Annotated in this window: 29 protein-coding genes; 25 read left to right on the top strand and 4 right to left on the bottom strand. The window is 38.9% G+C overall.

Translation table 11 applies throughout. From position 1 onward, the window contains the following. Window positions 1-29 precede the first annotated feature (29 nt). The 12 genes from NSS81_RS02455 to NSS81_RS02400 all read left to right on the top strand — a co-directional run bounded on the left by NSS81_RS02455 (window position 30) and on the right by NSS81_RS02400 (window position 15,217). Window positions 30-4,190, top strand: a complete 4,161-nt coding sequence (locus NSS81_RS02455; RefSeq protein ID WP_342431975.1) for a tetratricopeptide repeat protein — start codon at window positions 30-32, stop codon at window positions 4,188-4,190. A gap of 127 nt (window positions 4,191-4,317) precedes the next feature. Further along, on the top strand, window positions 4,318-5,676 hold the full coding sequence (locus NSS81_RS02450) for an aspartate aminotransferase family protein (protein WP_342431974.1): 1,359 nt from the start codon (window positions 4,318-4,320) through the stop codon (window positions 5,674-5,676). Beyond that, window positions 5,677-6,369, top strand: coding sequence for a CoA transferase subunit A (locus NSS81_RS02445; protein ID WP_342431973.1), 693 nt, complete (start codon window positions 5,677-5,679; stop codon window positions 6,367-6,369). Next, window positions 6,354-7,019: a 3-oxoacid CoA-transferase subunit B gene (locus NSS81_RS02440; protein WP_342431972.1), complete on the top strand. Its 666-nt coding sequence runs from the start codon at window positions 6,354-6,356 to the stop codon at window positions 7,017-7,019. Before NSS81_RS02445 ends, NSS81_RS02440 begins: the two co-directional genes overlap by 16 nt. A gap of 23 nt (window positions 7,020-7,042) precedes the next feature. Further along, the gene (locus tag NSS81_RS02435; protein ID WP_342431971.1) at window positions 7,043-8,332 is read left to right on the top strand and encodes a peptidase; all 1,290 of its coding nucleotides are present in this window, start codon (window positions 7,043-7,045) and stop codon (window positions 8,330-8,332) included. A 52-nt stretch (window positions 8,333-8,384) separates the two neighbouring features. Further along, on the top strand, window positions 8,385-9,806 hold the full coding sequence (locus NSS81_RS02430) for an aldehyde dehydrogenase family protein (protein WP_342431970.1): 1,422 nt from the start codon (window positions 8,385-8,387) through the stop codon (window positions 9,804-9,806). Window positions 9,807-9,873: 67 nt separating this feature from the next. Further along, on the top strand, window positions 9,874-10,728 hold the full coding sequence (gene ablB / locus NSS81_RS02425) for a putative beta-lysine N-acetyltransferase (RefSeq protein ID WP_342431969.1): 855 nt from the start codon (window positions 9,874-9,876) through the stop codon (window positions 10,726-10,728). A 65-nt stretch (window positions 10,729-10,793) separates the two neighbouring features. Then, the gene (locus tag NSS81_RS02420) at window positions 10,794-12,179 is read left to right on the top strand and encodes a sigma 54-interacting transcriptional regulator (RefSeq protein ID WP_342431968.1); all 1,386 of its coding nucleotides are present in this window, start codon (window positions 10,794-10,796) and stop codon (window positions 12,177-12,179) included. A 195-nt stretch (window positions 12,180-12,374) separates the two neighbouring features. Then, complete coding sequence (ablA, locus tag NSS81_RS02415) at window positions 12,375-13,799, top strand: lysine 2,3-aminomutase (RefSeq protein WP_342431967.1); 1,425 nt, start codon at window positions 12,375-12,377, stop codon at window positions 13,797-13,799. Between the two features lie 12 nt (window positions 13,800-13,811). Beyond that, window positions 13,812-14,093: a YokU family protein gene (locus NSS81_RS02410; protein WP_342431966.1), complete on the top strand. Its 282-nt coding sequence runs from the start codon at window positions 13,812-13,814 to the stop codon at window positions 14,091-14,093. A gap of 82 nt (window positions 14,094-14,175) precedes the next feature. After that, complete coding sequence (locus NSS81_RS02405) at window positions 14,176-14,397, top strand: YozE family protein (RefSeq protein WP_342433906.1); 222 nt, start codon at window positions 14,176-14,178, stop codon at window positions 14,395-14,397. A gap of 124 nt (window positions 14,398-14,521) precedes the next feature. Continuing rightward, window positions 14,522-15,217, top strand: coding sequence for a hypothetical protein (locus NSS81_RS02400; RefSeq protein WP_342431965.1), 696 nt, complete (start codon window positions 14,522-14,524; stop codon window positions 15,215-15,217). Between the two features lie 5 nt (window positions 15,218-15,222). Here the strand turns inward: NSS81_RS02400 and NSS81_RS02395 are convergent, their stop codons facing one another. Further along, complete coding sequence (locus NSS81_RS02395; protein WP_342431964.1) at window positions 15,223-15,390, bottom strand: hypothetical protein; 168 nt, start codon at window positions 15,388-15,390, stop codon at window positions 15,223-15,225. Window positions 15,391-15,577: 187 nt separating this feature from the next. Between NSS81_RS02395 and NSS81_RS02390 the strand changes: the two genes are divergently transcribed. From NSS81_RS02390 to NSS81_RS02380, 3 genes are all read left to right on the top strand, one after another. Further along, complete coding sequence (locus NSS81_RS02390) at window positions 15,578-15,751, top strand: YozD family protein (RefSeq protein ID WP_342431963.1); 174 nt, start codon at window positions 15,578-15,580, stop codon at window positions 15,749-15,751. Between the two features lie 233 nt (window positions 15,752-15,984). Further along, a complete protein-coding gene (locus NSS81_RS02385; RefSeq protein ID WP_342431962.1) occupies window positions 15,985-16,755 on the top strand; it encodes a sporulation protein in 771 nt (256 codons plus the stop codon). Window positions 16,756-16,849: 94 nt separating this feature from the next. Further along, window positions 16,850-17,158 carry a YodL domain-containing protein gene (locus tag NSS81_RS02380; protein WP_342431961.1) on the top strand — a complete coding sequence of 103 codons (309 nt, stop codon included), beginning with the start codon at window positions 16,850-16,852 and terminating at the stop codon, window positions 17,156-17,158. 83 nt (window positions 17,159-17,241) lie between these two features. On the opposite strand, the gene NSS81_RS02375 is transcribed toward NSS81_RS02380, so the two are convergent. After that, the gene (locus tag NSS81_RS02375) at window positions 17,242-17,382 is read right to left on the bottom strand and encodes a hypothetical protein (protein ID WP_342431960.1); all 141 of its coding nucleotides are present in this window, start codon (window positions 17,380-17,382) and stop codon (window positions 17,242-17,244) included. Between the two features lie 153 nt (window positions 17,383-17,535). On the opposite strand from NSS81_RS02375, the gene deoD reads away from it, so the two are divergent. The 6 genes from deoD to NSS81_RS02345 all read left to right on the top strand — a co-directional run bounded on the left by deoD (window position 17,536) and on the right by NSS81_RS02345 (window position 23,617). Next, entirely contained in the window at window positions 17,536-18,237 is a 702-nt protein-coding gene (deoD, locus tag NSS81_RS02370; RefSeq protein ID WP_342431959.1) for a purine-nucleoside phosphorylase, read from the top strand. 104 nt (window positions 18,238-18,341) lie between these two features. After that, a complete protein-coding gene (locus NSS81_RS02365) occupies window positions 18,342-19,145 on the top strand; it encodes a M15 family metallopeptidase (protein ID WP_342431958.1) in 804 nt (267 codons plus the stop codon). A 159-nt stretch (window positions 19,146-19,304) separates the two neighbouring features. Next, complete coding sequence (locus tag NSS81_RS02360) at window positions 19,305-20,783, top strand: S41 family peptidase (protein WP_342431957.1); 1,479 nt, start codon at window positions 19,305-19,307, stop codon at window positions 20,781-20,783. Window positions 20,784-20,905: 122 nt separating this feature from the next. Beyond that, window positions 20,906-21,670: a hypothetical protein gene (locus tag NSS81_RS02355; protein ID WP_342431956.1), complete on the top strand. Its 765-nt coding sequence runs from the start codon at window positions 20,906-20,908 to the stop codon at window positions 21,668-21,670. A 122-nt stretch (window positions 21,671-21,792) separates the two neighbouring features. Further along, complete coding sequence (locus tag NSS81_RS02350) at window positions 21,793-22,716, top strand: GTP-binding protein (RefSeq protein WP_342431955.1); 924 nt, start codon at window positions 21,793-21,795, stop codon at window positions 22,714-22,716. A gap of 79 nt (window positions 22,717-22,795) precedes the next feature. Beyond that, window positions 22,796-23,617 carry a hypothetical protein gene (locus NSS81_RS02345; RefSeq protein ID WP_342431954.1) on the top strand — a complete coding sequence of 274 codons (822 nt, stop codon included), beginning with the start codon at window positions 22,796-22,798 and terminating at the stop codon, window positions 23,615-23,617. Window positions 23,618-23,672: 55 nt separating this feature from the next. Here the strand turns inward: NSS81_RS02345 and NSS81_RS02340 are convergent, their stop codons facing one another. Beyond that, window positions 23,673-23,915, bottom strand: coding sequence for a DNA alkylation repair protein (locus tag NSS81_RS02340; protein WP_342431953.1), 243 nt, complete (start codon window positions 23,913-23,915; stop codon window positions 23,673-23,675). A gap of 93 nt (window positions 23,916-24,008) precedes the next feature. On the opposite strand from NSS81_RS02340, the gene NSS81_RS02335 reads away from it, so the two are divergent. Both NSS81_RS02335 and NSS81_RS02330 read left to right on the top strand, forming a co-directional pair. Continuing rightward, window positions 24,009-24,293 carry a hypothetical protein gene (locus NSS81_RS02335; RefSeq protein WP_342431952.1) on the top strand — a complete coding sequence of 95 codons (285 nt, stop codon included), beginning with the start codon at window positions 24,009-24,011 and terminating at the stop codon, window positions 24,291-24,293. Window positions 24,294-24,299: 6 nt separating this feature from the next. After that, entirely contained in the window at window positions 24,300-24,743 is a 444-nt protein-coding gene (locus NSS81_RS02330; RefSeq protein WP_342431951.1) for a FixH family protein, read from the top strand. Window positions 24,744-24,798: 55 nt separating this feature from the next. Here the strand turns inward: NSS81_RS02330 and NSS81_RS02325 are convergent, their stop codons facing one another. Then, on the bottom strand, window positions 24,799-25,143 hold the full coding sequence (locus tag NSS81_RS02325; protein ID WP_342431950.1) for an Hsp20/alpha crystallin family protein: 345 nt from the start codon (window positions 25,141-25,143) through the stop codon (window positions 24,799-24,801). Window positions 25,144-25,452: 309 nt separating this feature from the next. Between NSS81_RS02325 and NSS81_RS02320 the strand changes: the two genes are divergently transcribed. After that, window positions 25,453-26,232 (top strand): SDR family oxidoreductase, encoded by a 780-nt coding sequence (locus NSS81_RS02320; protein ID WP_342431949.1) that lies wholly within the window; start codon window positions 25,453-25,455, stop codon window positions 26,230-26,232. Window positions 26,233-26,375: 143 nt separating this feature from the next. Then, window positions 26,376-26,534 (top strand): hypothetical protein, encoded by a 159-nt coding sequence (locus NSS81_RS02315; protein WP_342431948.1) that lies wholly within the window; start codon window positions 26,376-26,378, stop codon window positions 26,532-26,534. The last annotated feature ends 37 nt before the right edge of the window (window positions 26,535-26,571 follow it).

The raw sequence follows: 26,571 nt of genomic DNA, 5'->3' as shown, positions 1-26,571 counted from the left end.
ATATTGCGTGCCAAAGTGAGAGGTGGATAATGACTATTATAGCGCAGCTAAAAGCCTTGTATGAAAAAAGGGAATATGACCAAGCCTTAACTATAGTAAATAAAGAAATATATCGGTTAAAAAACCTTCGTTTTTCTGAGTTTAAAGCGGAATTACTAAGGATTGATTCTGTAGAGGAATTTCAGGTGATGGTTCGTTTGACAGACCATTTCTTAATGTTTCACATAAGTTCCTTTATTACTCGCTATGCCTACCGCAGATATCCCAATCTAGTAACGATTTCCTGGTATTGCGAAGAGCTTTTGGATCAAGGGAAATTAATCGAAGCAGATGAACTCATTTCAAATGCAATCGCTGAAAATAGTGAAGGTATTCACCATAGTGAACAAATAGAGAGGATTTATTTTTGCAAGCTTCGTTGTTTGCTAGAGATGAAACGAGTAAAAGAGGCAGAACTTTTACTTGAAAAAATTAAACAATCACCAAGGCCGATTGAAGATAAGCTTGGGTATGTATATATACAATTAGGAAATAGAGAGCGCGCCCGGGAGTATCTAACAAAAGGCATGGAGACGGAGGAAAAAGGGCGGATTTGTTATTTACTGTTAGCAGATTTGCTGGCAGCCAATGGCGAGCTTAAGGAATCCTTAGAGCTAATTGAAAAGGGTGAAAAGCTTTACCCGGAAACACCTTCCTTTCAGTTAGAAAAGGCAAAGCGCTTTCGAGACCTAGGAATGCCAACAAAACTGTTAGAAGTAATCCAGGTATTGAATGAAAAAATCCCTGAGCATGCGTTTGTACGGTATTTTCACCATTTAACGGAAATTGCTTATTATCAACTTGCTGATTTTGATCGTCTCAAAGCTTTTACTCATGAGAAAAAGAATTCCCTTTTTAGAATGAAAAATCAACAAGGTATGTTAACAAAACTGGATATCAACCCAATTATTCAAAAAAGCAATTATTGTGTACCAGCAAGCTTAGAGATGATTCTGACTTTCTACGGAATGAATATCACTCAGGATGAAATTGCTGGCCATATTTTCGACTTTACCGGCTCGAAGCTGTCGACAACCGTCAATTATCTCGAAAGCATTGGATATGAATGTCGTTACTTCATCGGGAAAAAAGAGCATTATCAAACATTGTTGGCGAAGAATATCCCAGTTCTGTTAAGCGTTGATTTTGAACATTCTTCGCATGTTCAGCTTATGACAGGGTATGACAGCCGTTTTGATTTTTATCATATTCAAGACCCGAATATGCTTGAAACGATTTATTTGTCAAGCGAAGACCTTGAAAAAGTAAATGTGGCAACGAGCTATATGTCGATTGTCTGTGTGCCAAAGGAAAGGGCTGCTGAGTTAGCCTTTCTATCAACGGAGGAGAACCAGTATTTCCGAACGATCAATTATTTAGGTGAGAAGCTGGAGGAAGAGGAGGACCAGTACAAGGAGTTGTTTTTTCAGTTTCTCAAAGAAAACCTGGATGTTCCTTATACAGCCATATATGTTGTCAAGCATTTTTCCTTTGAGGAATATAGTGATTTCATCCTTCAATGTATTGAGAAACTTTTGGAGCTTTACCCGAATAATGATTTTATGAATTTACATATTGCCCAGGCTTATATGCGTCTGCAAAAAATGGAGCAGTCACGAGAGCAGTTAAAGCATACCGTTCGAAAAACCTTCAGTCCGCTCTATCACTTTTTAAATGGGCGAATTGCTCTTTATTTTTCTGAAATGCAGGAAGCGATTAACTACTTTAGAAAATCTCTGCAAATCGACTATGATCAATATTATACCTGGAGCTATCTCGCCTTGTCGTATCTTTATAATGAGGATATTAATAAGGCAGAGTACTATTCAATGATTAGTATGGAGCTAGCACCCAAGGATCGGTTTGTCCGTATCAATCATGCGGCCGTGTTAATTGAAAAGGAAGAGTACGAGGAGGCTCGTCAGATTTATAACCGACTGATTAGGGATGAACCAGCAGATGGCCATGCCTGGTATGAACGAGCGCGTCTTGATCAGCGGCTTGGAAAGCTTAGGAAGGCGATGAGGGGTTATTTACTGTCTATCAAACTAGATAACCATGTTCCATATTCCTACCTTGCTGCAGCCGACCTTTATGAATATGAGTTTGAACAGCCCTTGCTGGCAGAAGAACTACTATTGTCAGGGCTTGATTCGGCTAATTCCCCTCAGCTTTATGTCCGACTGGGAGAGTATTACCGGGAGTATGATGATACCACTGCAGCAAGTCACTATTTTCAAACGTGTATCGAATTATTTCCTGATGAACGGTTTGCTTATATAGGATTGGCTGAAATGATTATTAATAAAGAAGAAGCCGTTGAATTTATTAAAAATCATTTGCCCCGTTTTGAAGATGATAGTGAGTATTTAATTAATAGCGGCGAGTTGCTTGCAAAATGGGCAAAAGAAAAGGATAGTGTTCCATTACTCGAGGAAGGACTTCAACTCGTTGAGGAAGGGATAAGCAAGATTCAAGGAAACTTAACTGAAGCTTTAGAGCATTATGTGAGAATGGTGGAAGAGTCATCTTTAATTGATCGTGCAATAAATTTCCTGGGGTTGAAGTTTGCTGAAAATCCGCATCTAATTGAGTATGCTTGCTATCAGGGTTCATTATATGAAGAACAGCTTCAATTTTCATTTGCGATTGAGTGCTATCAATCTGCCTTAAAGGTCAGGGAGAATGCTTATTCCTATTATCGCCTAGGTGAGGTTTACTTTAAAATCGGACAGTACGGCCTTGCCGCCGATGCTTTTAAACAGTGCATAGGGCTTGATAAACAGATTGAGTCTGCTTTAGAGAGACTGGCAGAAATAGCCGGTATTGAAGGGAAGCATGAGGATGAAGCGGAATACCTTTTAAGTATCCTTGAACTTTCGCCCCTTAGTGTAAATATAGAATACTTAGCCTCTATTTTGGATGAGGAAGGGCTAAATCAATTATTAAACAAGCTCCAATTTTTAGAAGGAGCCGACTCGAAGATATGGCAGCTTGATGCCGTGTCATATGTTTATGGTGCACTTGGAAGAATTTCTGAGGAAGAGGAGTATCTTGCTTCAGCGCTCGCGATAGAACCGGATCATCCTGAGCTGATACACCACCAAATGAAGCTGTTTATCAAAACGAAAAATTGGGAAAGGACAGATGCCATACTTGAGATTCTATTAAATAAGTATCCTGATGATGAAGGGATCTACCAATCATTAATATTCTATACTGCTGAAGCGAATAAATGGTCTAGCTTGCCCGCTTTCCTCCATGCCTTAAAAGGTAAGAAGGAAGTGAAAAGTTCGAGATTTTTATTATCTGCCGAAGCAGGTCAACAATACATTTCGAAAATAAACTGGACTGACATTGGGGAAGGTAATGTCTTTAGTCGTTTTGTTCGTAAATTAAAGAATCGCACGAAGCAAATTTCGATTTTTGGTTCAATTATTGAGTTATATGAGTTAGCGATAAAATTGGATAATAGCAATCTGGCGGCTGTCAGCCGGTTTGCTAAATTCTATGAAAATTTCGATCTTGCAGAAGAAGCGATAAAAATATTACAAAAAATATTAAAGCAACATTGGGATGATCGGATTGCCTATCAGTTAGCTATGAACTTCTTAACTATAGAAAATTATCAATCTGCACTTCCGTTGTTTGAACGTCAATTAAATTCAGACCGGAGTGACACGCATCTGCAGTATTTAACTGCCCTATGTATGTGTGAATTAGGAGATACGGAAGAAGCAGAAGAACGAATAAAGAGGATTATTGACGTGAATCCCTTCGAAAGCAATGCGCATTCCCGTTTAGGACAATTATACAATGCCCAAGGGCGTTATTTGGAAGCGAAGGAACTGCTTGAAAACGCACTGGTCTATCATCCTTACGATTCAGACATTAGAATAGGGCTTGGATTGACATTAAGGCAATTAAATGAAGTCGAAAAGGCACTTGAAATAAATAATTTTGTCCTTCAATTCGAATCTGATAATCTGCTGGCGCATTACAATAAAGCTTGTTATTTAGCGCTGCTAAGCCGAGTTGAAGAAGCGAAACGGGTATTGGAATTTGTCTTTGAACATGATTTAGAAGGATACTTCCAAAATCTAGCGGAAAGTGATAAGGACTTAGAAAACTTAAAAGTTGTTAGTAAATAAAACAGACACACGCGTGTCTGTTTTTTTTTCGGGCTGTTTATTCTTAAATATAACGAAAGAAACATAAATCTGTTCATACAATTAACTAAAAGACCTGGAATATTAAGAAAAGGGAAGTGGTGCCGTTTTGGAACGATCATTTCTTATTAAGCCAGTCCTCGATGAAACGTTGCCAACGATTGATTATGGCAAAGGGGTCTATCTGGTTGATATGGAAGGAAAGAGATACTTGGATGCGGCTTCGGGGGCGGTCACAGCGAATATCGGGCACGGGGTGACGGAGATTATTGAAGCAATGCAGAAACAAGCAAACAGGGTATCGTTTGTGTACCGTTCACAGTTTACCAGTGAAGCGGCGGAAAAGTTAGCAAAAAAAATCGCTGAACTTACACCCGGGGAGCTTAATTGGTGCTTTTTTGTTAATAGCGGCTCTGAAGCAACGGAAACGGCGATGAAAATGGCTATCCAATATTGGCAGGAAAAAGGCATCCAAACCAAAACAAAGGTTTTATCCCGTTGGGTTAGTTATCACGGAATTACTCTAGGGGCACTTTCCATGTCTGGCCATACCAGCAGAAGAGCAAGGTTCGTACCGCTCCTTGAGGATTTTCCAGTGATTCACCCGCCGTATTGTTACCGTTGCCCCTATAGTCTTGAGGCACCCTCCTGTGGCTTTTTATGTGCACATGAGTTGGAAACGGCTATAAAACGAATAGGTGCTAATAACATTGCAGCATTTATTGCTGAGCCAGTGATTGGAGCTGCCGGGGGAGCGATTACGCCACCGAAGGACTATTTTAAAGTGATTAAAAAAATATGCGACGACAATGATATTTTATTTATTGCTGATGAGGTTATGACAGGCTTTGGAAGGACGGGGTCCATGCTTGCGATGGAGCAATGGGATGTCGTTCCTGATATTGTAGCTTTAGGGAAGGGGATGGGAGCTGGCTATGCAACAATTGCCGCTGCCCTCGCAAGTGAAAGGGTGATGGAACCGATTTTGAAAGGGTCAAAAATTGTTATGAGCGGACATACATTAAGCGCTAACCCGCAATCCTGTGCAGTTTCCTTAGCGGTTCTCGAATATTTGGAAAAAAATAAGATTGTCAAAGAAGTAGAATGGAAGTCCATTTACTTAATAAAACAACTTGAAAACTTAAAAAGTCAATTTACCTTTATTGGTGATATCCGCGGGAAGGGGTTAATGTTGGGGATTGAATTCGTGGAAAACCGTGAAACCAAAACACCTTTTTTAAGAACATCTATGGTTACATCAAAATTAGTTGAAATGGCAAAGAAAAATGGTCTGCTCATTTATCCAGCTGGTGCAGGCATCGACGGAATTAACGGTGACTCCATTATTATTTCTCCGCCTTTAACCATTACAAAGCAGGAAATGGATGAATTAATCCAATTATTGAACCAAACATTTGAAAACTTTTCAGAGTATCTGAATAATCACAGGACGGTTGGTGATGTGTAAATGGATAATCCGTTTGGAAAAATTACGACGCTAGAGCATGTGATGGGGTTCTTCAACGATGGAATGACGTTGATGTTTGGTGGGTTCGGCGGAGTCGGAACTCCACCTGAACTTATTGACGCAATTCTTGAGAAAGGAATTAGTAAGCTGACGTTAATCGGAAATGATACAGGTTTTCCGCATATTGGCATTGGTAAGTTAGTTAGTAAAGAAAGGGCGATAAAAGTTATTGCTTCACATATTGGTTCCAATCCGATTGCAGGTAAGTTAATGCATGAAGGAAGACTTGCAGTCGAATTTTCTCCGCAAGGAATTCTTGCAGAAAGAATTCGTGCAGGCGGCGTAGGACTGCCGGCAATTTTATCGGATATTGGAATGGATAACGAAATCGTCTCAAGCAATAAACCACATTTTCTTCTTAATGGTAAGGACTTTTTAGTTGAATCTGCTTTAACTGCAGAAGTGTCAATTGTATTTGCGAAAAAAGCTGATCCATATGGAAATCTGATTTATGACAAAAGTGCCAGGAACACCAATCCGCTTGTTGCGATGGCGGGTGATTTAACGATTGCCGAAGTTGAGGAAATTGTCCCGCTGGGCAGTTTGCATCCAGATGAAATTATCACTCCAGGGGTGTTTGTCGATTACGTCATACCTTCAAAAGGAGTGAACTGGAAATGGGCATGGGAGTAGATAGCCGAAATCGAATGGCAAGAAGAGCAGCAGAGGAAATTCAAACGGGAATGGTTGTTAATCTTGGAATTGGGATTCCCTCTCTCGTTCCTAACCATTTACCGAACGACAGGATAGTGATGTTTCATGCAGAAAACGGAATCACTGGAATGGGACCAAGTCCAAGTAAAGGTGAAGAGGATGAAAATCTATGCAATGCAGGAGGGTTTCCTGTTACATTAAACAGCGGCGGATCTTACTGTGATAGTACGATTGCCTTCGGGATGATCCGCAGGGGACGTGTTGACCTAACTATTTTGGGTTCACTTGAGGTGAGCGAGAAGGGTGATCTTGCAAACTGGATAGTTCCTGGAAAAAAAGTACCTGGAATGGGTGGAGCAATGGAGCTTGCGCAAAAGGCAAGAAAAGTAATCGTAGTAATGAATCATTGTGACCGAGCGGGAAGACCGAAGATCGTTCCCGCTTGTACCTTACCGTTAACCTCTGCTACCTGTGTCGATATGATCATAACAGACCTGGCGGTTTTTACAGTAACGGCAGAAGGCCTGCGATTGACCGAGTTATTTGCCCCATTTGATTTAAACGATGTTCTGAACAAAACTGGCTGTGAGCTTAAAAATAGTGAACAGATTCGCCTGATCCCATATTAAGCCATAAAGGAGTGAACGAATTAATGAGTAATGAATTGGCTATTAAGCAATGGCTAAAGGAAAATCGAGCGAGGGGAGCTAGGTTTTTACAATTACTTGTACAAGAGAATAGTACTCGGGGAAATGAAAGCAGTGCCCAGGCGATTATTATTGAGAAATGCCGTCAGCTTGGCCTCTCCTTGGATATATGGGAAATTGGAGGGGATGGTCTAATGCAGCATCCAGTCTATTGTTGTGACCGCAAGAGCTTTGGCGGGAATCCGAATGTAGTAGCAGTCTTAAAAGGATCCGGTGGAGGAAAATCGATTATCTTAAACGGACATATCGATGTCGTCCCTGTTGGTGATGAGAGGAACTGGAAGCATGATCCATTCAGCGGACAAATTGAGTGCGGAAAACTTTATGGGCGTGGTGCAACTGATATGAAGGGCGGAACAGTTGCACTGTTAATGGCTATTGAATCGTTAATTGCGACGGGCATCAAACTTAAGGGGGATGTGATTTATCAAAGTGTCATTGAAGAAGAAAGCGGCGGGGCGGGTACTCTTGCAGCAGTGCTCAGAGGCTACACAGCGGACGGTGCCATCATTCCAGAACCGACAAACATGAAAATCTTTCCTAAGCAGCAGGGTTCGATGTGGTTTCGTATCAAGGTGAAGGGGAGGGCAGCCCACGGCGGCACAAGGTACGAAGGGGTAAGCGCCATTGAAAAAGCACTAATTGTCATAGATAGTTTGCAGCGATTAGAGAAAGAGCGAAACAGAAAAATCGTTGATCCGCTTTTTGATAAAGTTCCAATTCCAATCCCTATTAATATAGGAAAAATAAACAGTGGAGAATGGCCATCCTCTGTTCCAGATGTGGCTGTTATTGAAGGAAGAATGGGGGTAGCACCAGATGAAACGATAACAGCTGCACAACAAGAAATGACAAACTGCCTTCTTGAACTAAATGAGCAAGATGCGTGGTTTCAGGAAAACCCTCTCCAAATTGAGTGGTTTGGGGGCAGATGGCTACCAGGTAATCTTAATAGTGATCACCCGTTAATGCAGACTCTTTCTGAGTGTTTTGCGGATATAAAGGGAGTGGATCCAATAATCGAAGCAAGTCCGTGGGGGACGGATGGCGGAATTCTTTCAAATGTTGGAGATACACCCGTTGTTGTATTTGGTCCAGGAGTGACAGAAACCGCTCACGATGCAAATGAGCATATCGTCCTGGAGGAGATGTTTTTAGCAAGCGAAATCATTGCCCTAACGTTACTCAAATGGTGTGTAGTATGTGAGGAGAATACTGCGAAGGAAGACCAGTAAAGTGATACAATAGAATAATAATGATAAAAATTGGAAAATTGGAGGGAGAATATTGAAGAAACCATTGTGGATTGGCGGGGAAAATCGAAATGCCCTTTCCTATGCCGAGCTAAAAAATCCATATAATTTAGAGTACCTTGGCGATATTGCCATTGCCAGTCATGAAGATGTGCTTGATGCTATAAGTGAAGCCGAGCAAGCTAAGGCTGCAATGGCTGCAATGCCTGCCTTTGAACGTGCTGAAATTCTCGAAAAGGTAGCAGGGTACCTTAAGGCCGAAAAAGAGGAATGCGCAAGGATCATTGCTAAGGAGGCTGCTAAGCCATTAAAGGCTGCCCGTGCAGAAGTGGATCGTACGATTATTACCTACACGTTTGCAGCACATGAAGCAAGGCGAATCCACGGAGAAACAGTACCGATGGATGCTGCACCAGGCGGGCAAGGTCGACTTGCTTTTACCATCCGCGAACCGTTAGGTGTTATTGCGGCGATTACTCCATTTAATTTTCCTATGAATCTTGTTGCCCACAAAGTAGGCCCTGCAATTGCAGCAGGAAATACAGTTGTGCTTAAACCTGCGAGCCAAACGCCATTATCTGCCTATAAAATTGCTGAGTATTTTCATCGGGCAGGCCTGCCTAAGGGTGCATTAAATGTGATAACCGGCAGTGGACGCTCTGTTGGCGATATTTTAATGAAAGATGAGAGAATTAAGATGATCACCTTTACGGGAAGCCCAGAGGTCGGTAAATATATTCGTGAAAACTCCGGATTAAAACGTGTCACTCTTGAATTGGGTTCAAACTCAGCATTGATTGTAGATGATGCTATATCAATCGAAAAAGTAATACCAAAAATTGTGAGCGGAGCTTTTGCCTATCAAGGGCAGGTTTGTATTTCGATTCAGCGTATTTTTGTCCATGAAAATATTTTTGATCGTTTCGTTGAACAATTTATAAACGAAACCCAAAAGTTAAAAGCTGGTGATCCGCTTGAAGAAGATACCGACCTTTCAGCGCTCATCACAAGAGGTGACAACCAGCGGACAAAGGATTGGGTGGATGAAGCAGTACGTAATGGTGCAGTTTTAAAACTAGGCGGCGGCATCAAGGATGGGATTTTTCAGCCTACGGTGTTGGCGGATGTTCCTTTAATGGAGAAGGTCAGTTGTGAAGAAGTTTTTGCCCCTGTTGTTCATATCAATCGTTTCAACCATTTCGACGAAGCAATCGAGTTTGTTAATGATTCAAAGTATGGACTCCAAGCAGGCATCTTCACCAATGATATTCATAAAGCGCTTCAGGCCGCAAAGAAGCTTGAGGTTGGCGGTGTAATGATCAATGAAATTCCAACCTTCCGCGTCGACCAAATGCCCTATGGCGGGGTAAAAATGAGCGGGATGGGCCGAGAAGGAATCAAGTACGCTGTCGAAGAAATGACCGAACTAAAACTAATCAGCTTCAAAACGGAGTAAAAGAAAATGTCTGGCTGCTAAATAAGTCAGGCATTTTTTACAATATAGTTCAAAAGGAGTGGTAAGCATGAATCAACAAGCCTCGGTGATTTATATTCAAGAAAGTAATTACTTTCTTGAAATATATCTGGATCCTTTCAATAAAAGAATTCGAGTGGACGATTATCGCGGCTCTGTAAAATTCCTATTACATAAAGCAGAGGAGCTGGCACATCAGCACCATGCTGAAAAATTAATAATAAAAGCACGAGCAGAGGATTTTTTAGCATTATATGAAAGGGGCTTTCAGCCTGAAGCGGTTGTTGATCGCTTTTTTCTTGGGTCCGATGCTCACTTTTTTTCGAAATACTATACCCCAGAACGAAAGAAAAATGACCACTGGATAACCGAAGACGGGATGATCCAAAGTATTTATCAATTAGATTCGACCATTCAAAAAACCTATCCTCCTATAGAATATGAATTGAAAAAAGGGGATGAAAGCAGTGCGGAGGAACTTTCAGCTCTCTACAAGCAAATTTTTCAAATCTATCCAACCCCATTACACAACCCGGACTATGTGAAAAAGACGATGCAAGAAGGAACAATCTATTACGTTTTCTACTATCAAGGAAAAATTGTCAGTGCCGCATCAGCAGAGGTAAATGAGTTCTACAAAAATGCTGAACTAACAGATTGTGCCACACTTTCAGAGCATCGGAAATATGGGTTGATGAAAATTATCCTTCAGGAGCTTGAACGAGAATTGAAGCAAAAGGGTATCTATTGTGCTTACTCGATTGCCCGGAGTTTATCGTTCGGAATGAACGCTGTTTTATTTCAACTCGGGTATAAGTATCGCGGGAGGTTAATGAATAACTGCTATATTTACGATAAGCTAGAAAATATGAATATGTGGGTAAAGAATCTGACAGACTGCTAAAATCTTGGCGCGGGTGCTAAATTTTCGGCATCTATTTTCAGTAAGTAAATAGGGGAGGTGAATTAGTGGCCCAGTTAAACGCACTAACACAAGAAGTTCTTTCAGCTATTCTCAAATCGATCGATGAAGGAATTCATGTTGTTAATACGGAAGGGGAAACAATATTTTATAATGAAGTTGCTGCCAAACATGATGGCATGGACGTGAAGGAAGTCCAAGGGAAACATTTATTAGATGTATTTCCTTCGTTAACTGTTGATTCAAGTACGCTTTTAAAGGTGATTAAAACATCGAAGCCCATCTACAATCAAACACAGGTATACGTGAATATCCATGGAACACGAATTGATACAATTAATACAACACTGCCGATTTTTTTAGATAAAGAAATCATTGGTGCTGTTGAAATTGCAAAGGATTACACACGGATGAAGCTGCTGGCGGAAAGACTATTAGATTTACAAAAAGGTTTTAATAAAGCAGGTAAGAAGAAGTCATCGAAGACTGTGAAATATACTCTAAATGATTTAAAGACCGTTAATGCCCAGTTCTTGAGTACAAAGGAAGAGGCTAGAAAACTGGCAAAATCAGATTCTCCAATTCTTGTCTACGGAGAAAGTGGGACAGGAAAGGAACTTTTTGTTCAAGGTGTCCATCACGAGTCACTTCGAGCTGACGGACCATTTATTGCCCAAAATTGTGCTGCTATTCCCGAAACCTTATTAGAGAGTATCCTTTTTGGTACGGCTAAAGGTAGCTATACTGGTGCGGTTGAAAGAAAGGGTTTATTTGAGCTGGCAGATGGTGGGACACTTTTTCTTGATGAATTACATGCGATGCCAATTGAACTACAAGCGAAGCTTCTGCGTGTATTAGAGGATGGAATGGTTAGAAGGGTTGGCAGTGTACAAAATGTATCTGTTAATGTACGTATCATCGCCGCCATGAATGTTCATCCAAGCAGGGCACTCCAAGAACAAAAGTTACGTTCGGACCTTTATTATCGATTAAATGTATTTACATTTAGCTTGCTTCCAATCCGCGAACGGAAGGATGACATTCTGTTTTTATCCGACTATTTTATTCAGTCGTTCAATAGAAAGCTGCAAAAAAGTATTCAAGGACTTGATGGAAAACTAGAACTCTTTTTCTTAGGGTATAAGTGGCCAGGAAATGTTCGCGAACTCAAGCATACGATTGAATATATGATGAATATCAGTGAGGGTCAAAAGCTTTTTGCAGCTGACCTGCCCGTAATGATGAGACAACAGGCAGCACCGACGAATCAACGTGAGATAGATTTATCATTACGCAAAAATATTGCTGAGCTGGAGCAGCGGTTGATTGACCATGCCCTAAAATTAACCGAAGGAAATATTAAACAGGCAGCAAAGCTATTAGAAATTCCAAGACAAACCTTGCAATACAAAATGAAAAAGACAAATCAGTAGCTGCCGAAAAATCGGCGGCTTTTTTATTTGATTCAATTAAATTTGCCTGTTGATTGGAGCTCCAGGCACTTCGCTTTCCGCTCCAATCAACTAAAATGAAAAAACCGCTGATTTTCAGGACTTTCTGGGTTTTTATCCCATTGGCACGATTCTTGCATATTATTTTACTAAAAGCAGGTTAAGGGGGAAACTCACATGAAATATTCATTATACCAGCCTAATAGGCATTGGAAGGATATTGAACTTTGGAAAGATGTTACGGAAGAGCAGTGGAATGATTGGCTCTGGCAGTTGACCAATACGATTCGAACGTTAGAGGATTTAAAAAAGGTAATTAACCTCACTCCTGATGAAGAGGAAGGCGTCAAAATTTCTACAAAGACGATTCCCTTAAATATTACACCCTATTATGCTTCTCTTATGAATCCAGAAGACCCGCGATGCCCTATACGCATGCAATCCGTACCGATATCAAAGGAAATTTATAAAACAAAATATGACCTCGAAGACCCATTGTACGAGGATGAAGATTCACCGGTACCAGGATTAACACATCGTTACCCGGATCGTGTCTTGTTTCTTGTCACGAATCAATGCTCGATGTATTGCCGGTATTGTACGAGAAGACGTTTTTCTGGCCAAATCGGTATGGGAGTTCCGAAAAAACAATTAGATGCTGCCATTGCATATATACGTCAAACACCACAGGTCCGTGACGTGCTGATATCAGGTGGGGATGGGCTGTTAATAAATGATAATATTCTTGAGTATATTTTGAAGAATCTCCGAGAAATTGACCATGTTGAGATTATCCGAATTGGAACAAGGGCACCAGTTGTTTTTCCGCAAAGAATCACGGAAAATCTTTGTGAGATTTTGAAAAAATATCATCCAATCTGGTTAAACACTCATTTTAACACAAGCATCGAAATCACAGAGGATTCGAAAAAGGCATGTGAAATGCTTGCAAATTCTGGTGTTCCCGTCGGAAATCAATCGGTCATTCTCGCGGGCATCAATGACAGTGTCCCAATTATGAAGAAACTCATGCATGACCTGGTAAAAATTCGTGTGCGCCCATACTATATTTATCAATGTGATCTATCAGAAGGAATTGGCCATTTCCGTGCACCTGTTTCAAAAGGACTTGAAATTATCGAGGGTCTCCGCGGCCATACAAGTGGCTATGCGGTACCAACCTTTGTTTTAGATGGTCCAGGCGGCGGCGGGAAGATCGCTCTTCAACCGAATTATTTAATATCCCAAAGTCCTGAGAAAGTCGTCCTTCGAAACTTTGAAGGGGTCATTACCTCATACCCGGAGCCTGAAAATTATCAGCCTGGGACAGCCGAAGGCTATTTTCAAGAGGTGTATCCTGACATGTCTGAGAAAAAGTCGCTTAGCGGAATTGCAGGTATCATGAATGACCAGCATTTTAATCTTGTACCTGAGGGCTTAATAAGATTAAATCGCCGAAAAGAATATCAACAAAATCCAACCCATTCATCCCTGAAGGATAAGCGAAATAAGCGGGATGAATTAAAGGAAAAGAAATATCAAGCACAGCTGAAGAAGCCAGAAAAAAATGACACTGATGTAAGCACGGAAAAAAATGAATAAGGGGGGCTGATAATGGCCTTTTGTGAATGGTGTGAAAGTGAAAAAATAATAGGCGGTACTGCCTCTGTCTATTGGGAGCTACCAGATGGAACAAAAGCAATTGAAATTGTGGAGACCCCTTCGATTACGTGCAATGATTGTAAAATGACCTATCAAACGGAACAGACAGTGCGTGAAATCGAGGATCAATTATATTTAATAGATTGCAAACAGCTGGGTAGTACGGTAATTTATAATGAATTAATGAAGATTCCAAGATTTCTAAAAAAGAATTATTTTGATTTTTCATCATAATAACATGCTGGACGCCGCCTAATGTTTCCGTTATAGTGTTTTTAAGAAAAATTAATTTGTATTTAAAGGAATGGCGGACAGTATGAGGAAATCCTTTTATCATTTTTTAATGAAATACAGACATCCAAAACCAAAGGATGCGATTAGTGACTTTGCCAATCATGCCTATCTGGATCACAGTTTTCCAAAGATTGCCGATGATTACCACGAGATTAGTACCTACCTTGAATTGAATGGTCATTATTTGAACTCCATGTCTGTTTTTGATGAAGTATGGCAGGAATACATCCTAATGGAAAGTTAATCAACTTACCAAATCGTCTCTTAAAAAGAGGCGATTTTTCTTATTTCTGACGTGCGCTATATAACTTTTAGTGCATATACTATTGTAATCAAATTCACGACTCATCATTGAGAGGATGGAGGACATGAAAAGAAGGAATATACCGAAGTATAAGGTCGGTGATACGGTCGTGATATCAATGTATGGTACTGTCGGTAAGGTAACAGATGTTAAGTGGCTTGACGGCAAGTTTGTGTATGAAGTAAATAAAAGCGATGGGCTTTTTGTTGAATCAGGCCTGCAACTTCTTTCTGAATTTGAAGGGACGCTTGTGGAGCAGGAACAAATAGATATTGAATACCAATTTTTTTTCGGTGACTTGGTTCAGGTAAGCGGATATGGCTCCGACCTGTTTAAGGTTGTTGGGTTTCGCACAGAAATCTGGCGTTATAAAGAAGATGCATGGGAAGACGTTATCTATGAGCTATCAAGGGTTAGTGATGGGGAATGGCTTGAGGCTGGTGAAGAAGAAATAACACTCGTAGCCGATGCTGAGAGTGCTGACACCTTTATTCAGAAACTAGGACTCTTATACTTAGTTAACAACGAAGAAAAACAAGTAGCCGTATCACAAAAACAAAACTTGGTCAGAAAAGCAGAGCTTGAAGCGATTGAACGTAAAAAGGAAAAAAGGCAATTAATCGACCATTTATTGGATATATTTAATGATTATAAAATTCTATATCAGATGTTTCAAGATCAAGAGTATTATCAAGTGATGCGTGTCATTTTGAGGAAGTTAAAAAGTGTTGTAAATGACGATGGTAAAACCCACGTATAACTTTTTTACCACCTCGAAACCCCAATTAATAAATAAATTACCATTGGTATTCCTCCCCATTTGATCAGAAAAAATAAAGAGTCAGTAATCTTCTCAAATAATCGGGGGATAAATCCGTCCTCCTGGTTTACATCTTCAATGATTGCATCTAATTTAGTCTGTAAGTTCAACATAGTACCACCTCGACTGAGTTCTTTTGATTCATCCTATGCTTGCCCAAAAGAAAAAAGACATCTATTTATAAAATTTCATCACATGCTTAAAAGGTAAAGCTAATTGATAAAATACCGAGGTTCTTCTGAAGTAAGTAGCATGAAAGTGCAGGAATTAACATACATTCTGTAAAAAGGGGGCGATTGCTTGCGGGAGATTGAAGTGTTTATTGATACGGAAGAAATTGCTGAATTTTTCTTTCACGAGCTAGTAAAAAGAGGATATATACCTTCTGAGGAAGAATTAGAGGAAATCGCTGATATCACCTTCGAATATTTAATTGAAAAAAGTATTATTGATGAAGAAGTACCAGATGAGTAATTTCGTATAAAAGGAGAGTAATTTCCCCTTTAAAAATAGGCAGTAAATAAAAGGTCGAGCATTCGTGCTCGCTTTTTGTTTGGTTAAAATTGAGTTTAGTTAGAGATTTCAATGAAGTAAAAAATATTTATTATATTGGTGAAACCTTTACTTTTTCTAATCCGTATTAAAATTAGCTAAAATATATATAATTCAGATTTACAAAAAAATCATTTTTCTGGGAGGAAATAAAAATGTCTTTTTTTGACAAAGCGTTTGCAAGCATTGGAATTGGGTCTGCAGCAGTGGACACGAAGCTTGAAAAGGATACGTATATGCCTGGGGAAGTTGTAAGGGGGGTAGTTGAAATAAGAGGCGGAAAGGTTGCACAGCAGATTGACGACATTTATTTATCGCTAAATACTACCTATTTAAAAGAATCCGATGATCGAAAGTACAATGTGACAGCGACACTCGACCGTTTTCGAATTACCAGTCCATTTACTATTGGAAAAAATGAAAGAAAAGAAATCCCCTTTTCCTTCGACCTTCCAATTGACACACCTCTGTCTATCGGCAAATCAAAGATTTGGGTGACTACTGGTCTGGATATTAAAAATGCCGTTGACCCAGGTGATAAGGATTATCTTAAAGTGATTCCTAATCGCTTAATGAATGAAGTGTTTAATGCCATTGATGGTTTAGGCTTCCGATTAAGAGAAGCAGAATGTGAAGCAGCACCGCATCGTCTGCGCGGCAGATTCCCGTTTGTACAAGAATTTGAATTTGTACCTACATCAGGAGCATTCCGTGGGAAATTGGATGAATTGGAAGTGGTATTCAGACCTTCAGGCAGTGATCGGATGGAATTGCTTTTCCAAGTAGATCGCCGTGCACGCGGACTAGGCGGGTTATTTGCAGAAGCGATTGGAGCGGATGAATCAAATGTGAGATTGAATGTTTCAACTACTGATATTCCCAATTTACAACAACAAATCCACAATGTTTTACAAAGATATTCGTAAACATCAAAAAAACTGTCATTTTAAGCAGGAATTGACAGTGTCCATCTCTAATTATTAAAGTAACAGTTTTTATTTTAATGATTGGAGGGATAAGATGATCAAAGCGATTACGAAAAGAGCTAGTATTCAATATGATGTGACAATCTTCCAAACTCCAAAATATCGAGATAAAAAGGGATATAAACAAGTTTATCGGATGTTTATACATGCTAGTACTCGTGAAAACTGTTTGGAAGAAACATTCAGCCGTTTTAATGTGACTGATCGGATACCAGCAAATTACAAAGGTAGATTTTTAGCTACTGGAGATATTTTATTAATTGATGAAGGAACTGGCGGCCAATATTATTATCAACTCAAGTCTGGCGGCTGGCAGCCTATTAATCGCATTCACATTAGGTAAAAATGGTCCGCACAAGCTTGTACTTATACCGTTGTCTGAAACTGGATAAAATAAGCCTAAGGAGAAAATTCTCCTTAGGCTTATTAAAATTGTTGTTTGTTTTTACGCCCACCAGTTGCGCTATTTTCCTTAGCATGTGCATTGTGTTCAGCTTCTATTGCTTCTGGCGGGATATGATTATTTTTCTTAGGTGAACCAGTACGAGCTCGATGTTTTTTTCCCATAATCCTACCTCCTTTGGGTAATCTAAAAATAGCTTTCCACAATTTGAATAAAATCATGTCTGTGTTGTGAAAAGGTTTTTCATAAAAAATTATTTTATGATATATTGTCTATTGTGAAGGAATACTTCACTTAACAGGAATGGAGGATATTACATGAGCGTACATATTGGTGCAAAAGAAAACGAAATTGCTGAAACGGTATTACTGCCAGGAGACCCTTTAAGGGCTAAATATATTGCTGAGACCTTCTTAGAGGATGCTAAATGCTATAACGAAGTGCGAAATATGTTTGGTTATACTGGTACATATAAAGGAAATAGAATTTCTGTTCAAGGAACAGGTATGGGTGTTCCTTCCATCTCTATCTATGTAAACGAATTAATGAATAGCTATAATGTCCAAAACCTCATCCGCGTGGGTACTTGCGGTGCCATTCAAAAAGACGTAAAAGTTCGTGATGTGATTCTTGCGATGACTAGTTCAACTGATTCTAATATGAATCGCCTTACCTTTGGGGGAGTCGATTTTGCACCTTGTGCCAATTTTGATTTGTTGAAAAAAGCATACGACGCAGGGGTAGAGAAGGGACTTAGTCTTAGAGTAGGCAATATTTTTACTGCTGATTCTTTTTATAACGATAATGCAGACCTTGAGAAGTGGGCAAAATATCAAATTCTAGCGATTGAAATGGAGACCACAGCTCTTTACACATTAGCGGCAAAGTTTGATCGCAGAGCATTGTCTGTCTTGACTGTCAGTGACCACATTTTAACGGGCGAAGAAACGACAGCTGAAGAAAGACAACTAACCTTCAATGACATGATTGAAGTGGCGTTAGAAGCTGCAATCAAGTAACCAGTATTTTAACTTGACCTCTTTCACTAATGGAAGAGGTTTTCCCATATCTTTGGCCATTGATATAGTCGATAACATGAAGAAAAAATAGATGGGTGGAAAATATGAGATTGAAGTTTATGTTGTTGTTTATAATGATTGCCCTATTAGTTAGCGGTTGCAATCAGATAGATTTACCTTTGAAAAAGCTCCCATTCACTTCAGATGATTCTGGTGAAGAAAATCAGCAGCCACAAGAAGAATTACCTCCTGAAAATGACCCATTAAGTTTAGAATCAATATTTTTTAATGAAATTAAAGAAGTGGATGGAAAGAATGTCATCCAGAATACAACAAACACGATGGCATTAGTGAATAACCAATACTTTCTCCCTGAGAGCTATGTGCCTGAAGATTTAGTGAGGCCAAATGTTGCTTTTACTTTTGGTGATGAGGAGGCTGAAAAAAGTTTAATGAGGCAAGAAGCAGCTGATGCATTAACAAAAATGTTTACAGAGGCAAAAAATGCTGGGATTGAGCTGTTCGCCGTATCTGGTTATCGTTCATATAACCGACAAGAAATACTGTTTGAGGCAGAAACAAATCGTGTAGGGAGAGATAAAGCCATGCAAGTAGTGGCGATTCCAGGTTCTAGTGAGCATCAATCTGGACTAGCCATGGATATCACAAGCAGATCGATCAATTTCAATCTAGATGAAAGCTATGCTAATACCAAGGAAGGAAAATGGCTCGCTGAAAATGCCCATCGCTTTGGTTTTATCCTCCGATATCCGAAAGGAAAAGAAGCTATTACTAATTACATCTATGAACCATGGCACTTTCGCTACGTAGGTGTGAAAGCAGCAAATGTTATTTATGAACATAACTGGACATTGGAAGAATATTTTAATGAAGTCAAGAAAATGTGAAGTTACAATCTTTTGTAGAAATAAATTAAGGGCGCCCCTTTTGGTCAGTGCCGTTAATTATTTTCACACACTTTTCTTTGTTAATTTTATATGAAAGATGTTATTCTAAACCTTAAGGATTCTTTTCTTATTTTTTGGTTAATGAAAGTGGTGAACGCTATGGATGAACAGAATGTCGGTCAAGAGAATTTAGAACAAGAGCAAGTGAATGAAAACAAATCAGGGTTTGTTAATATGAAAAAATTTCATTTTGTTATGATGTTATTTTTCATTGTTTTCCTAACAGCAGGTGTTACTACATTTGCACTATCGTTTGGTGAGGAAAAAGTCGTTACAGTCGCAAGTGAAAGGACTGAATTTAATAAGCTCTATTCTGCTTACGACACGTTAAAAAAGGAATATTTTAAAGAGTTGGATCAAAACGATCTAATTAATGGTGCTATTGACGGAATGGTTAAAGCACTTGACGATCCATATACAGATTATATGAGTATCGACGAAGCTAAGAGCTTTCATAACAGCATCGATTCATCCTTCGAGGGAATAGGTGCTGAAATCCAGGAAAAGGATGGCTTTATTGTTATTGTTTCTCCAATCAAAGGTTCACCTGCAGAAAAAGCAGGGTTAAAACCAAATGATACGGTCATGTCTGTAGATGGAAAAAGCATCCAAGGGATGACTTCAACAGAAGCAGTTACATTAATTCGCGGTGAAAAAGGAACAAAGGTTGAATTAGAAATTCAACGGCCAGGGGCAGATAACCTAATCAAGGTTCCAATTATTCGCGATGAGATTCCAATTGAAACAGTGTATGGAGAAATGGTCGACGATAGTATTGCTAAAGTGCAAATTACTAGCTTTTCTAACAATACACCTCAAGATCTCGTTGTTATGTTAAATGATCTGCAAAAGCAGGGTATGAAGGGTTTAGTGCTCGATTTGCGCCATAATCCAGGTGGTTTATTGGACGAGGCTATCAATATTTCCAGCATGTTTGTTCCAAATAGTAAATTGATTTTAAAAGTAGAAGATCGAAATGGAAAGATAAAAGATTACCCTTCAGAAAATGATGGCAATCCAGATCTTCCATTGGTCGTATTAATTGATAAAGGCAGTGCTAGTGCCTCTGAAATTCTTGCCGCAGCGGTAAGAGAGTCTGCTGATGTAAAACTAGTAGGTGAGACTTCGTTTGGTAAAGGAACAGTTCAGACGGCTAAGGATCTTAAAGATGGTTCGAACCTTAAGTTTACAACCGCAAAATGGCTGACTCCTAAGGGGAATTGGATACATAAAGAGGGAATTAAACCAGATTTTGAAGTTTCGCTTCCATCGTATTCAACATTGTCAATCATTAATCCTGATAAGGAATTAAAGCTATCAAGTTCGTCGACTGAGGTGGAAACAGCGCAAAAAATGCTTAATGCCCTTGGATATGACCCAGGCCGCGAAGATGGATTCTTTGATGAAAAAACAAAAGAAGCTGTTGTTGCTTTTCAAAAAGCCCAAAAGCTGCCCGAGGATGGAGTATTAAAGGGTGATTCCACATTGAAATTGATGGAATTATTAAGAGATAAGATTGAAAATAATGATACTCAGCTTCAAAAAGCAATCGAAGTATTAAAAGAAGAAATGAAGTAATATGAAAAGCCTAATTCCTGCTAAAAATAGGAACGGGCTTTTTTGTATATATATTGTATATTCTTCCCCCTACTTTCCTACAATGGACAATAATAGAAAAGGAATGAAGGGGGTCCAAAAATATGAGAAAGTTGATTATTGCAGTGATTGTATTGTCCTTTTTTGGCTTTGGTCCGTTAACATCTGTATTTCATAATGGATCTTCGACTGATGACGAAGATGCTAAAGGGATATCGACAACGGAAGAAAAATTAAAGGAGAGTTCATTTGTAAATAAAGGGCTTCATACCTTTTTAGTGATGGAAAAAACAAAACCAGCACAATCCGCCATGCTTATAAAATATGATACCAACCATGATAAGATAATGGTGGGGTCTGTTCTGCTCCCCAAGGATGCATTGGCGGATCAGGAAATGGAGCCCAACGAGTTAATGGAAGCGGTAGAAGATCGGTATAATTTAAACATAGATCATTGTTTTACATTTAATCCTGAAGGTATGGCTAGTATTATCGACGCTATTGCTCCTAATGGGATTGAAGTAAACAGTAGCCAAGGTCAGAGGTTCCTTAATGGACAAGATTTTGTTAAAGAAATCGAAAACTTGCGTGACCAATCTCCCAATACGGATGAAATATTTATGATGTTAAAATCCTTAAAAGAAGAGATAAGAAATAGTTTTACAGCTGAAACCATTATTACTTTAGGTCCGACACTCCTTGATGAGGTATTGAAAAGCGTTGATACTGATATGGGAAAAGGAAGATTAATGGAATTTGGGTTAATGGTTATGATGAACCCCGTTACAGCAATAGAGCCAATGGAACTAACAGCTGAGGCAAATAGAGTAAACTTAATGATTAATGATAAGGAAAGCGATATCTATTAAAGAATTCTGCCTCACTACAATGCTCAATGACTTGGCACTTGGGCTTTTTTTGATGAAAAACTACAATGTAAAAGAAATTCAGCTATAATAAGGGGAATGTTAGGAAAAGAAGGGAAACGAAAATGAACAAAACAGAGGTTTATATCTTATCAGGTTTTTTAGGAAGCGGAAAAACAACACTTTTAAAAAGACTACTTGAAGATGAACGGAAAATAGGTAGAAAAGTTGCTGTGATGATGAATGAGCTTGGGAAGGTTTCGATTGATTCCAACGCAGTCGAAGATGAAGATGTGGCTTTGAAGGAACTCCTAGGCGGCTGCATTTGCTGTTCCATTCAGGACAAGCTGGAGGCCCAGCTTCAAGGACTATTACTTACCGAAAAACCTGAAGTTATATATATCGAGGCAACAGGTGCTGCACATCCAGTGGAAATTTTGGATGCGATTCTCTCGCCCTTATTTGCAGATCAATTTAACATTAAAGGTATAGTAACAACAGTTGACGGCTTACGATGGATGGAAAGGAAGTCACTGAGTCCTCAACTACAGCAATTGCTAGTAGAGCAGGTGCGTCATTCGGATTTTATTTTGATAAATAAAATGAATGAGCTTGCTGAATCACAGCAGGCAAAGATCAACTATGAAATTCAAGCTATAAATCCTGTGGCACGCTGTCTGCTAACAAACTTTTCACAGGTATCGATGGAACAGTTGAGAAGACTAACGGTTTCATTTACACAAAGAACCGAAAATGAATCGGGTCATAAAGCGCTTAATTTAACAACCTTTGTCTACCAATTCCAGAATGCGATCAGTCATACCGAGTTTGAGGAGTTTTTAAAGGGGTTACCAGATGCTATTTATCGGATCAAAGGGTATGTGAAATTTAATAATACCGAGAAGCCGTACCTTTTCCAATTTTCCTATGGCATGCCGCTATATATAAAAGAAGAGATGAATTTACCGTTAAATCTCGTGTTTATCGGTGAAGGAATTAATTGGACAGAAATTGAAACAAAACTAATTCACCTAGAAAAACGAATGTAAATATAAAAAAAGGTGAATGATAATTTCCACTTCAGGTAACTCTTAATATGTAGTTCATTTTCATATGGAGGTGGGTTGAATGAAGAGGAAAACGATTTTTTTTATACTATTTCTAATCCTCCTAAATGGAAATTTGGTTCATGCTGGACTGGATATTAGTTACAAAATAGAAATGCTGGAATGGAAAGCAGTTAATCAGCTTTTTCCAAAGTATTCAAAATTCACAGTGTTAGATATAGAAACAGGAATGCAATTTAACGTGCAAAGGCGGGCTGGCAGTCATCACGCTGATGTTCAGCCACTGACAGCTAAGGATACGAAGATAATGAAAAAGATTTACGGCGGAAAATGGAGCTGGAAGCGCAGAGCGGTTCTTATTATTAATAAAGATCGAATAATTGCCGCATCCATGCATGGAATGCCGCATGGAGCAGGTGCCCTGAAAAATAATTTTCCTGGCCATTTTTGCATACATTTCCACGGCAGCACAACTCACAGTACAAATACAATGGACTTATCACATATGTTAATGATATATAAGGCTTCAGGTAAATTGGAAGAGTACTTAGTGAAAGCAAATCCCTATGAGGTCATCACTGCTTTTGTAGCAGGATTGAAGCAGCAGGATAATCAAATTACATCCCTAAGTTCTCTGCAAAAGGTTAAATGGGCACCGATTTTTGCCCGAATTGACAATGTTAGAATAACAAGAATGCCCCTATTGCCTGCTGAAGATTTGAAAGAGGAAATAAGTATAGATATTCCAATTGAAATCGATTGGTCTATCAAAAATAGTGGTCATCAAACATATAAAGGAGTCATCCATGTCGTTCGCTTTTCAACGATGGATGCATGGAAGGTTGATTCTCAATCGTTTTTGCAGGATAACAAATTAAAATAAAACAACACCATTATGATTAGTATTTTAATCATAATGGTGTTGTTTTATTGTAGTATTAAGGCTGCTCGCCAAACTTAATAAAGGTTCGCTCCTCTTCTATTAAACCGCATACTCCACATTGAACACGGTAATTTGGTCCATTGTACGGCATATGAAACACCTCTAATTCATTTTCTCCATATTCGTGTACAACATCTCCTGAATGCGGATCAAGCTTAACCGACTGAGAAACTTGCTGGATGATATTAAAACGACTACGATTTGTTTTGCAATTAGGACATTTGTATGGCGTTGACATAGATTTCTCCTTTCTTGGTATTGTTAAAATCTATCTTTTGCAGTAATGTTGAAAAGTATGTAACATGATAATTGAGGACAAGGAGGGGCACCTATGCAAGAAGAGCAAGTCGATTATGCAGAATTACTGGCCGAATACCGAAGGATTTGGAATAATCGACAACTTGAAACAGCTGGCAGAGATAATGAAGCGGTACTAAAGGAAACAATTAAAAGAGAACTATTAGATGAATACTCACATCCAAGAATTAGGAAAAATAGATATGAAAAGTTTTATGCAGCGGTTAACAGAGTGGTTCAATCGGTTATTACCTCAGAAGCCAAGATACGATTGATTCATGTACATACACAAGTAATGGATGAATTAAATAAGGAGTGAAGGAATATGAAAAAGTTATTGTTTTTTAGCCTGGTACTACTGCTTTTAGTTAGTTTAAGCGGTTGCAGTGAAGAAAAACTTGAACATGAGCTGCCTGAAATGATTGAGGTAGTATTAACAGTAACACCTGAAAGCGGTCAAGTGAATGAACCAGTTACACTTGAAGCAAAGGTAACCCAAGGGGAAGAGAATGTTGAGGATGCCAAAGAGGTGAAATTTGAGATTTGGCGGGCCAATGATGAAAAACATGAGGAAATAGAAATTGAACATGCAGAGGATGGGGTTTATCGTCTGGAAAAAACGTTCCAACAAGAAGGTACATATTATATTATTTCACACGTAACAGCAAGAGACATGCACAATATGCCTAAGGAAGAATTTATTATTGGTACACCAAGTGAGCCAGAGGAATCAAAGGATTCAATGGAACATATGGACATGGATGAGTAAGATGCCTATAAATAAACAAAAGACAGTCTGCTGGCTGTCTTTTTGCCTCTCATGCTTACATCAGTTCTGTTACGTCGATTTGTGAATACTGCATATCAAGAGATTTTAATAATTTTACTTCAAGGATTCCATCCTTACATTTTGCCGATGCTCCTTTCTTCTTAACCATTGCAGGAAGAAGTATTGTTTGTTTATCTTCCTTATTGGGAATATGTTCAACAATCAATTGATTTGCCGTATGGTAAATACGCAGTTGTGTTAACCATTTTTCGTCTGTTATCGGAATCCTCACAAAAATGGCCTCGTGTGTTTCGAAGGTTATGATGTTTAATCCATTTTCCGCGGATTGTTGCTCGGCTGCTGGGCTGCGGAAATTATTAAAGATTTCATTTGATTTCATTCCACCCAGGTGTGACGGAAGAACCTTCCCCATAATACCTGAAATAAAATTTTCGATCTCCTCGGGCTTCATATTTTGCAGCCTATCCCTCAACTCTTTATTAAGAGGGGAAAAATTCCATGGGAACATAGTTGTCAACCAGCCTTTCGGGTAATATTTTTTTCGGTTCATTTCATTTATAACTCATAATATGCCAGCAGAAGCCTATACGTTAGCAGTAATTTTCTATTGTCTAATATTTGCAAATATAAATGAATTTTTTTAACATATAGTATAGGGATAGATTAAAAAATTGAGAGGTAATGGTTTGTGAAAAAAAAGACGGCTTTAATAACAGGGGGAGCAACTGGTATTGGCAAAAGAACGGCTTTACAGCTTGCGGAAAAGGGTTATCAGCTTGCAATCAACTATCGAAGCAGTGATAATGAAGCCATTTTTTTAACTAATCAGATCGAAAAATTATACGGAACGAAAAATATTTCCCTGCAGGGGGATGTATCAAAGAAAGAGGATTGCCAACGGATCATTGAGCAGGTACTTGAAGAATATTCCACCATTGATGTTGTCGTGCACAACGCAGGTCCATACATTAATGAAAGAAAGAAAATGACAGATTATACATTTGAAGAATGGGATTACTTAATTAATGGGAATTTAAATGCAGTTTTTTATTTATCTAAGCAGGTTATTCCTATCATGCGGAAACAAAATTGGGGAAGAATAATTACCTTGGGCTATGACAGGGTTGAAACTGCCCCTGGCTGGACTAATCGCTCCGCATTTGCTGCGGCAAAAACGGGGCTTGCATCACTTACTCGAACCATAGCGATTGAGGAAGCAGAAAACGGGATCACTGCAAATATGGTATGTCCAGGAGATATCATTAATGAGTGGAAAGAAAAAAATATTGATGAAGCAAACAATGATCAAATTGGAGGGGCACCGGTAGGCAGGCAAGGAACAGGAGAAGATATCGCAAGAGTTATTTCATTTCTAGTTGATGACCATTCTGACTTTATTACAGGAAGTATCATCCCCGTAACCGGTGGTATGGATGTACTCTCAAAAAGCATCCGATCATGGGATTGATAAGGATTATAAAGGTATTGAAAAAATAATCAAATAGAAGGTGATAACACCTTTTATAATTTTTTGAACAATTTGATTTCATTGAATGAAAATTGTTTCTTTTGTGGATAATAGTAAAAATATCTATGAAAGGAGCAAGGAATATGGGTTTTAATATGAATCGCATTAATCCTAATCAAACTCAAGTGATTTTTCATGATGGGCGTTTTGAAACGTTAACGAATGAGGAACTAAGTGAATTTTTGCTCCAAATGGGGATTAGTGAAATTAATACAGCAATGGAACAGGATGTAACTGATTAACATATTATGAAAAAGCAATCGGACACATCTCCGATTG

It is taken from the genome of Neobacillus sp. FSL H8-0543 (assembly GCF_038592905.1).
Taxonomy (GTDB): Bacteria; Bacillota; Bacilli; order Bacillales; family Cytobacillaceae; genus Neobacillus.
Note: the sequence above shows the minus strand (reverse complement) of the source record. Positions and strands in the feature narration are given on the sequence as shown.

Coding starts and splice junctions, on each gene's coding strand:
- NSS81_RS02375 (WP_342431960.1), bottom strand. CDS start 17,382: ATGGGAAAAAAACATCGAGCTCGTACTGGTTCACCTAAGAAAAATAAT.
- NSS81_RS02455 (WP_342431975.1), top strand. CDS start 30: ATGACTATTATAGCGCAGCTAAAAGCCTTGTATGAAAAAAGGGAATAT.
- NSS81_RS02445 (WP_342431973.1), top strand. CDS start 5,677: ATGGATAATCCGTTTGGAAAAATTACGACGCTAGAGCATGTGATGGGG.
- NSS81_RS02385 (WP_342431962.1), top strand. CDS start 15,985: ATGTCTTTTTTTGACAAAGCGTTTGCAAGCATTGGAATTGGGTCTGCA.
- NSS81_RS02350 (WP_342431955.1), top strand. CDS start 21,793: ATGAACAAAACAGAGGTTTATATCTTATCAGGTTTTTTAGGAAGCGGA.
- NSS81_RS02360 (WP_342431957.1), top strand. CDS start 19,305: ATGGATGAACAGAATGTCGGTCAAGAGAATTTAGAACAAGAGCAAGTG.
- NSS81_RS02405 (WP_342433906.1), top strand. CDS start 14,176: ATGAGGAAATCCTTTTATCATTTTTTAATGAAATACAGACATCCAAAA.
- NSS81_RS02395 (WP_342431964.1), bottom strand. CDS start 15,390: ATGTTGAACTTACAGACTAAATTAGATGCAATCATTGAAGATGTAAAC.
- NSS81_RS02365 (WP_342431958.1), top strand. CDS start 18,342: ATGAGATTGAAGTTTATGTTGTTGTTTATAATGATTGCCCTATTAGTT.
- NSS81_RS02345 (WP_342431954.1), top strand. CDS start 22,796: ATGAAGAGGAAAACGATTTTTTTTATACTATTTCTAATCCTCCTAAAT.
- NSS81_RS02335 (WP_342431952.1), top strand. CDS start 24,009: ATGCAAGAAGAGCAAGTCGATTATGCAGAATTACTGGCCGAATACCGA.
- NSS81_RS02400 (WP_342431965.1), top strand. CDS start 14,522: ATGAAAAGAAGGAATATACCGAAGTATAAGGTCGGTGATACGGTCGTG.
- deoD (WP_342431959.1), top strand. CDS start 17,536: ATGAGCGTACATATTGGTGCAAAAGAAAACGAAATTGCTGAAACGGTA.
- ablA (WP_342431967.1), top strand. CDS start 12,375: ATGAAATATTCATTATACCAGCCTAATAGGCATTGGAAGGATATTGAA.
- NSS81_RS02435 (WP_342431971.1), top strand. CDS start 7,043: ATGAGTAATGAATTGGCTATTAAGCAATGGCTAAAGGAAAATCGAGCG.
- NSS81_RS02355 (WP_342431956.1), top strand. CDS start 20,906: ATGAGAAAGTTGATTATTGCAGTGATTGTATTGTCCTTTTTTGGCTTT.
- NSS81_RS02330 (WP_342431951.1), top strand. CDS start 24,300: ATGAAAAAGTTATTGTTTTTTAGCCTGGTACTACTGCTTTTAGTTAGT.
- NSS81_RS02325 (WP_342431950.1), bottom strand. CDS start 25,143: ATGAAATCAAATGAAATCTTTAATAATTTCCGCAGCCCAGCAGCCGAG.
- NSS81_RS02380 (WP_342431961.1), top strand. CDS start 16,850: ATGATCAAAGCGATTACGAAAAGAGCTAGTATTCAATATGATGTGACA.
- NSS81_RS02315 (WP_342431948.1), top strand. CDS start 26,376: ATGGGTTTTAATATGAATCGCATTAATCCTAATCAAACTCAAGTGATT.
- NSS81_RS02410 (WP_342431966.1), top strand. CDS start 13,812: ATGGCCTTTTGTGAATGGTGTGAAAGTGAAAAAATAATAGGCGGTACT.
- NSS81_RS02440 (WP_342431972.1), top strand. CDS start 6,354: ATGGGCATGGGAGTAGATAGCCGAAATCGAATGGCAAGAAGAGCAGCA.
- ablB (WP_342431969.1), top strand. CDS start 9,874: ATGAATCAACAAGCCTCGGTGATTTATATTCAAGAAAGTAATTACTTT.
- NSS81_RS02340 (WP_342431953.1), bottom strand. CDS start 23,915: ATGTCAACGCCATACAAATGTCCTAATTGCAAAACAAATCGTAGTCGT.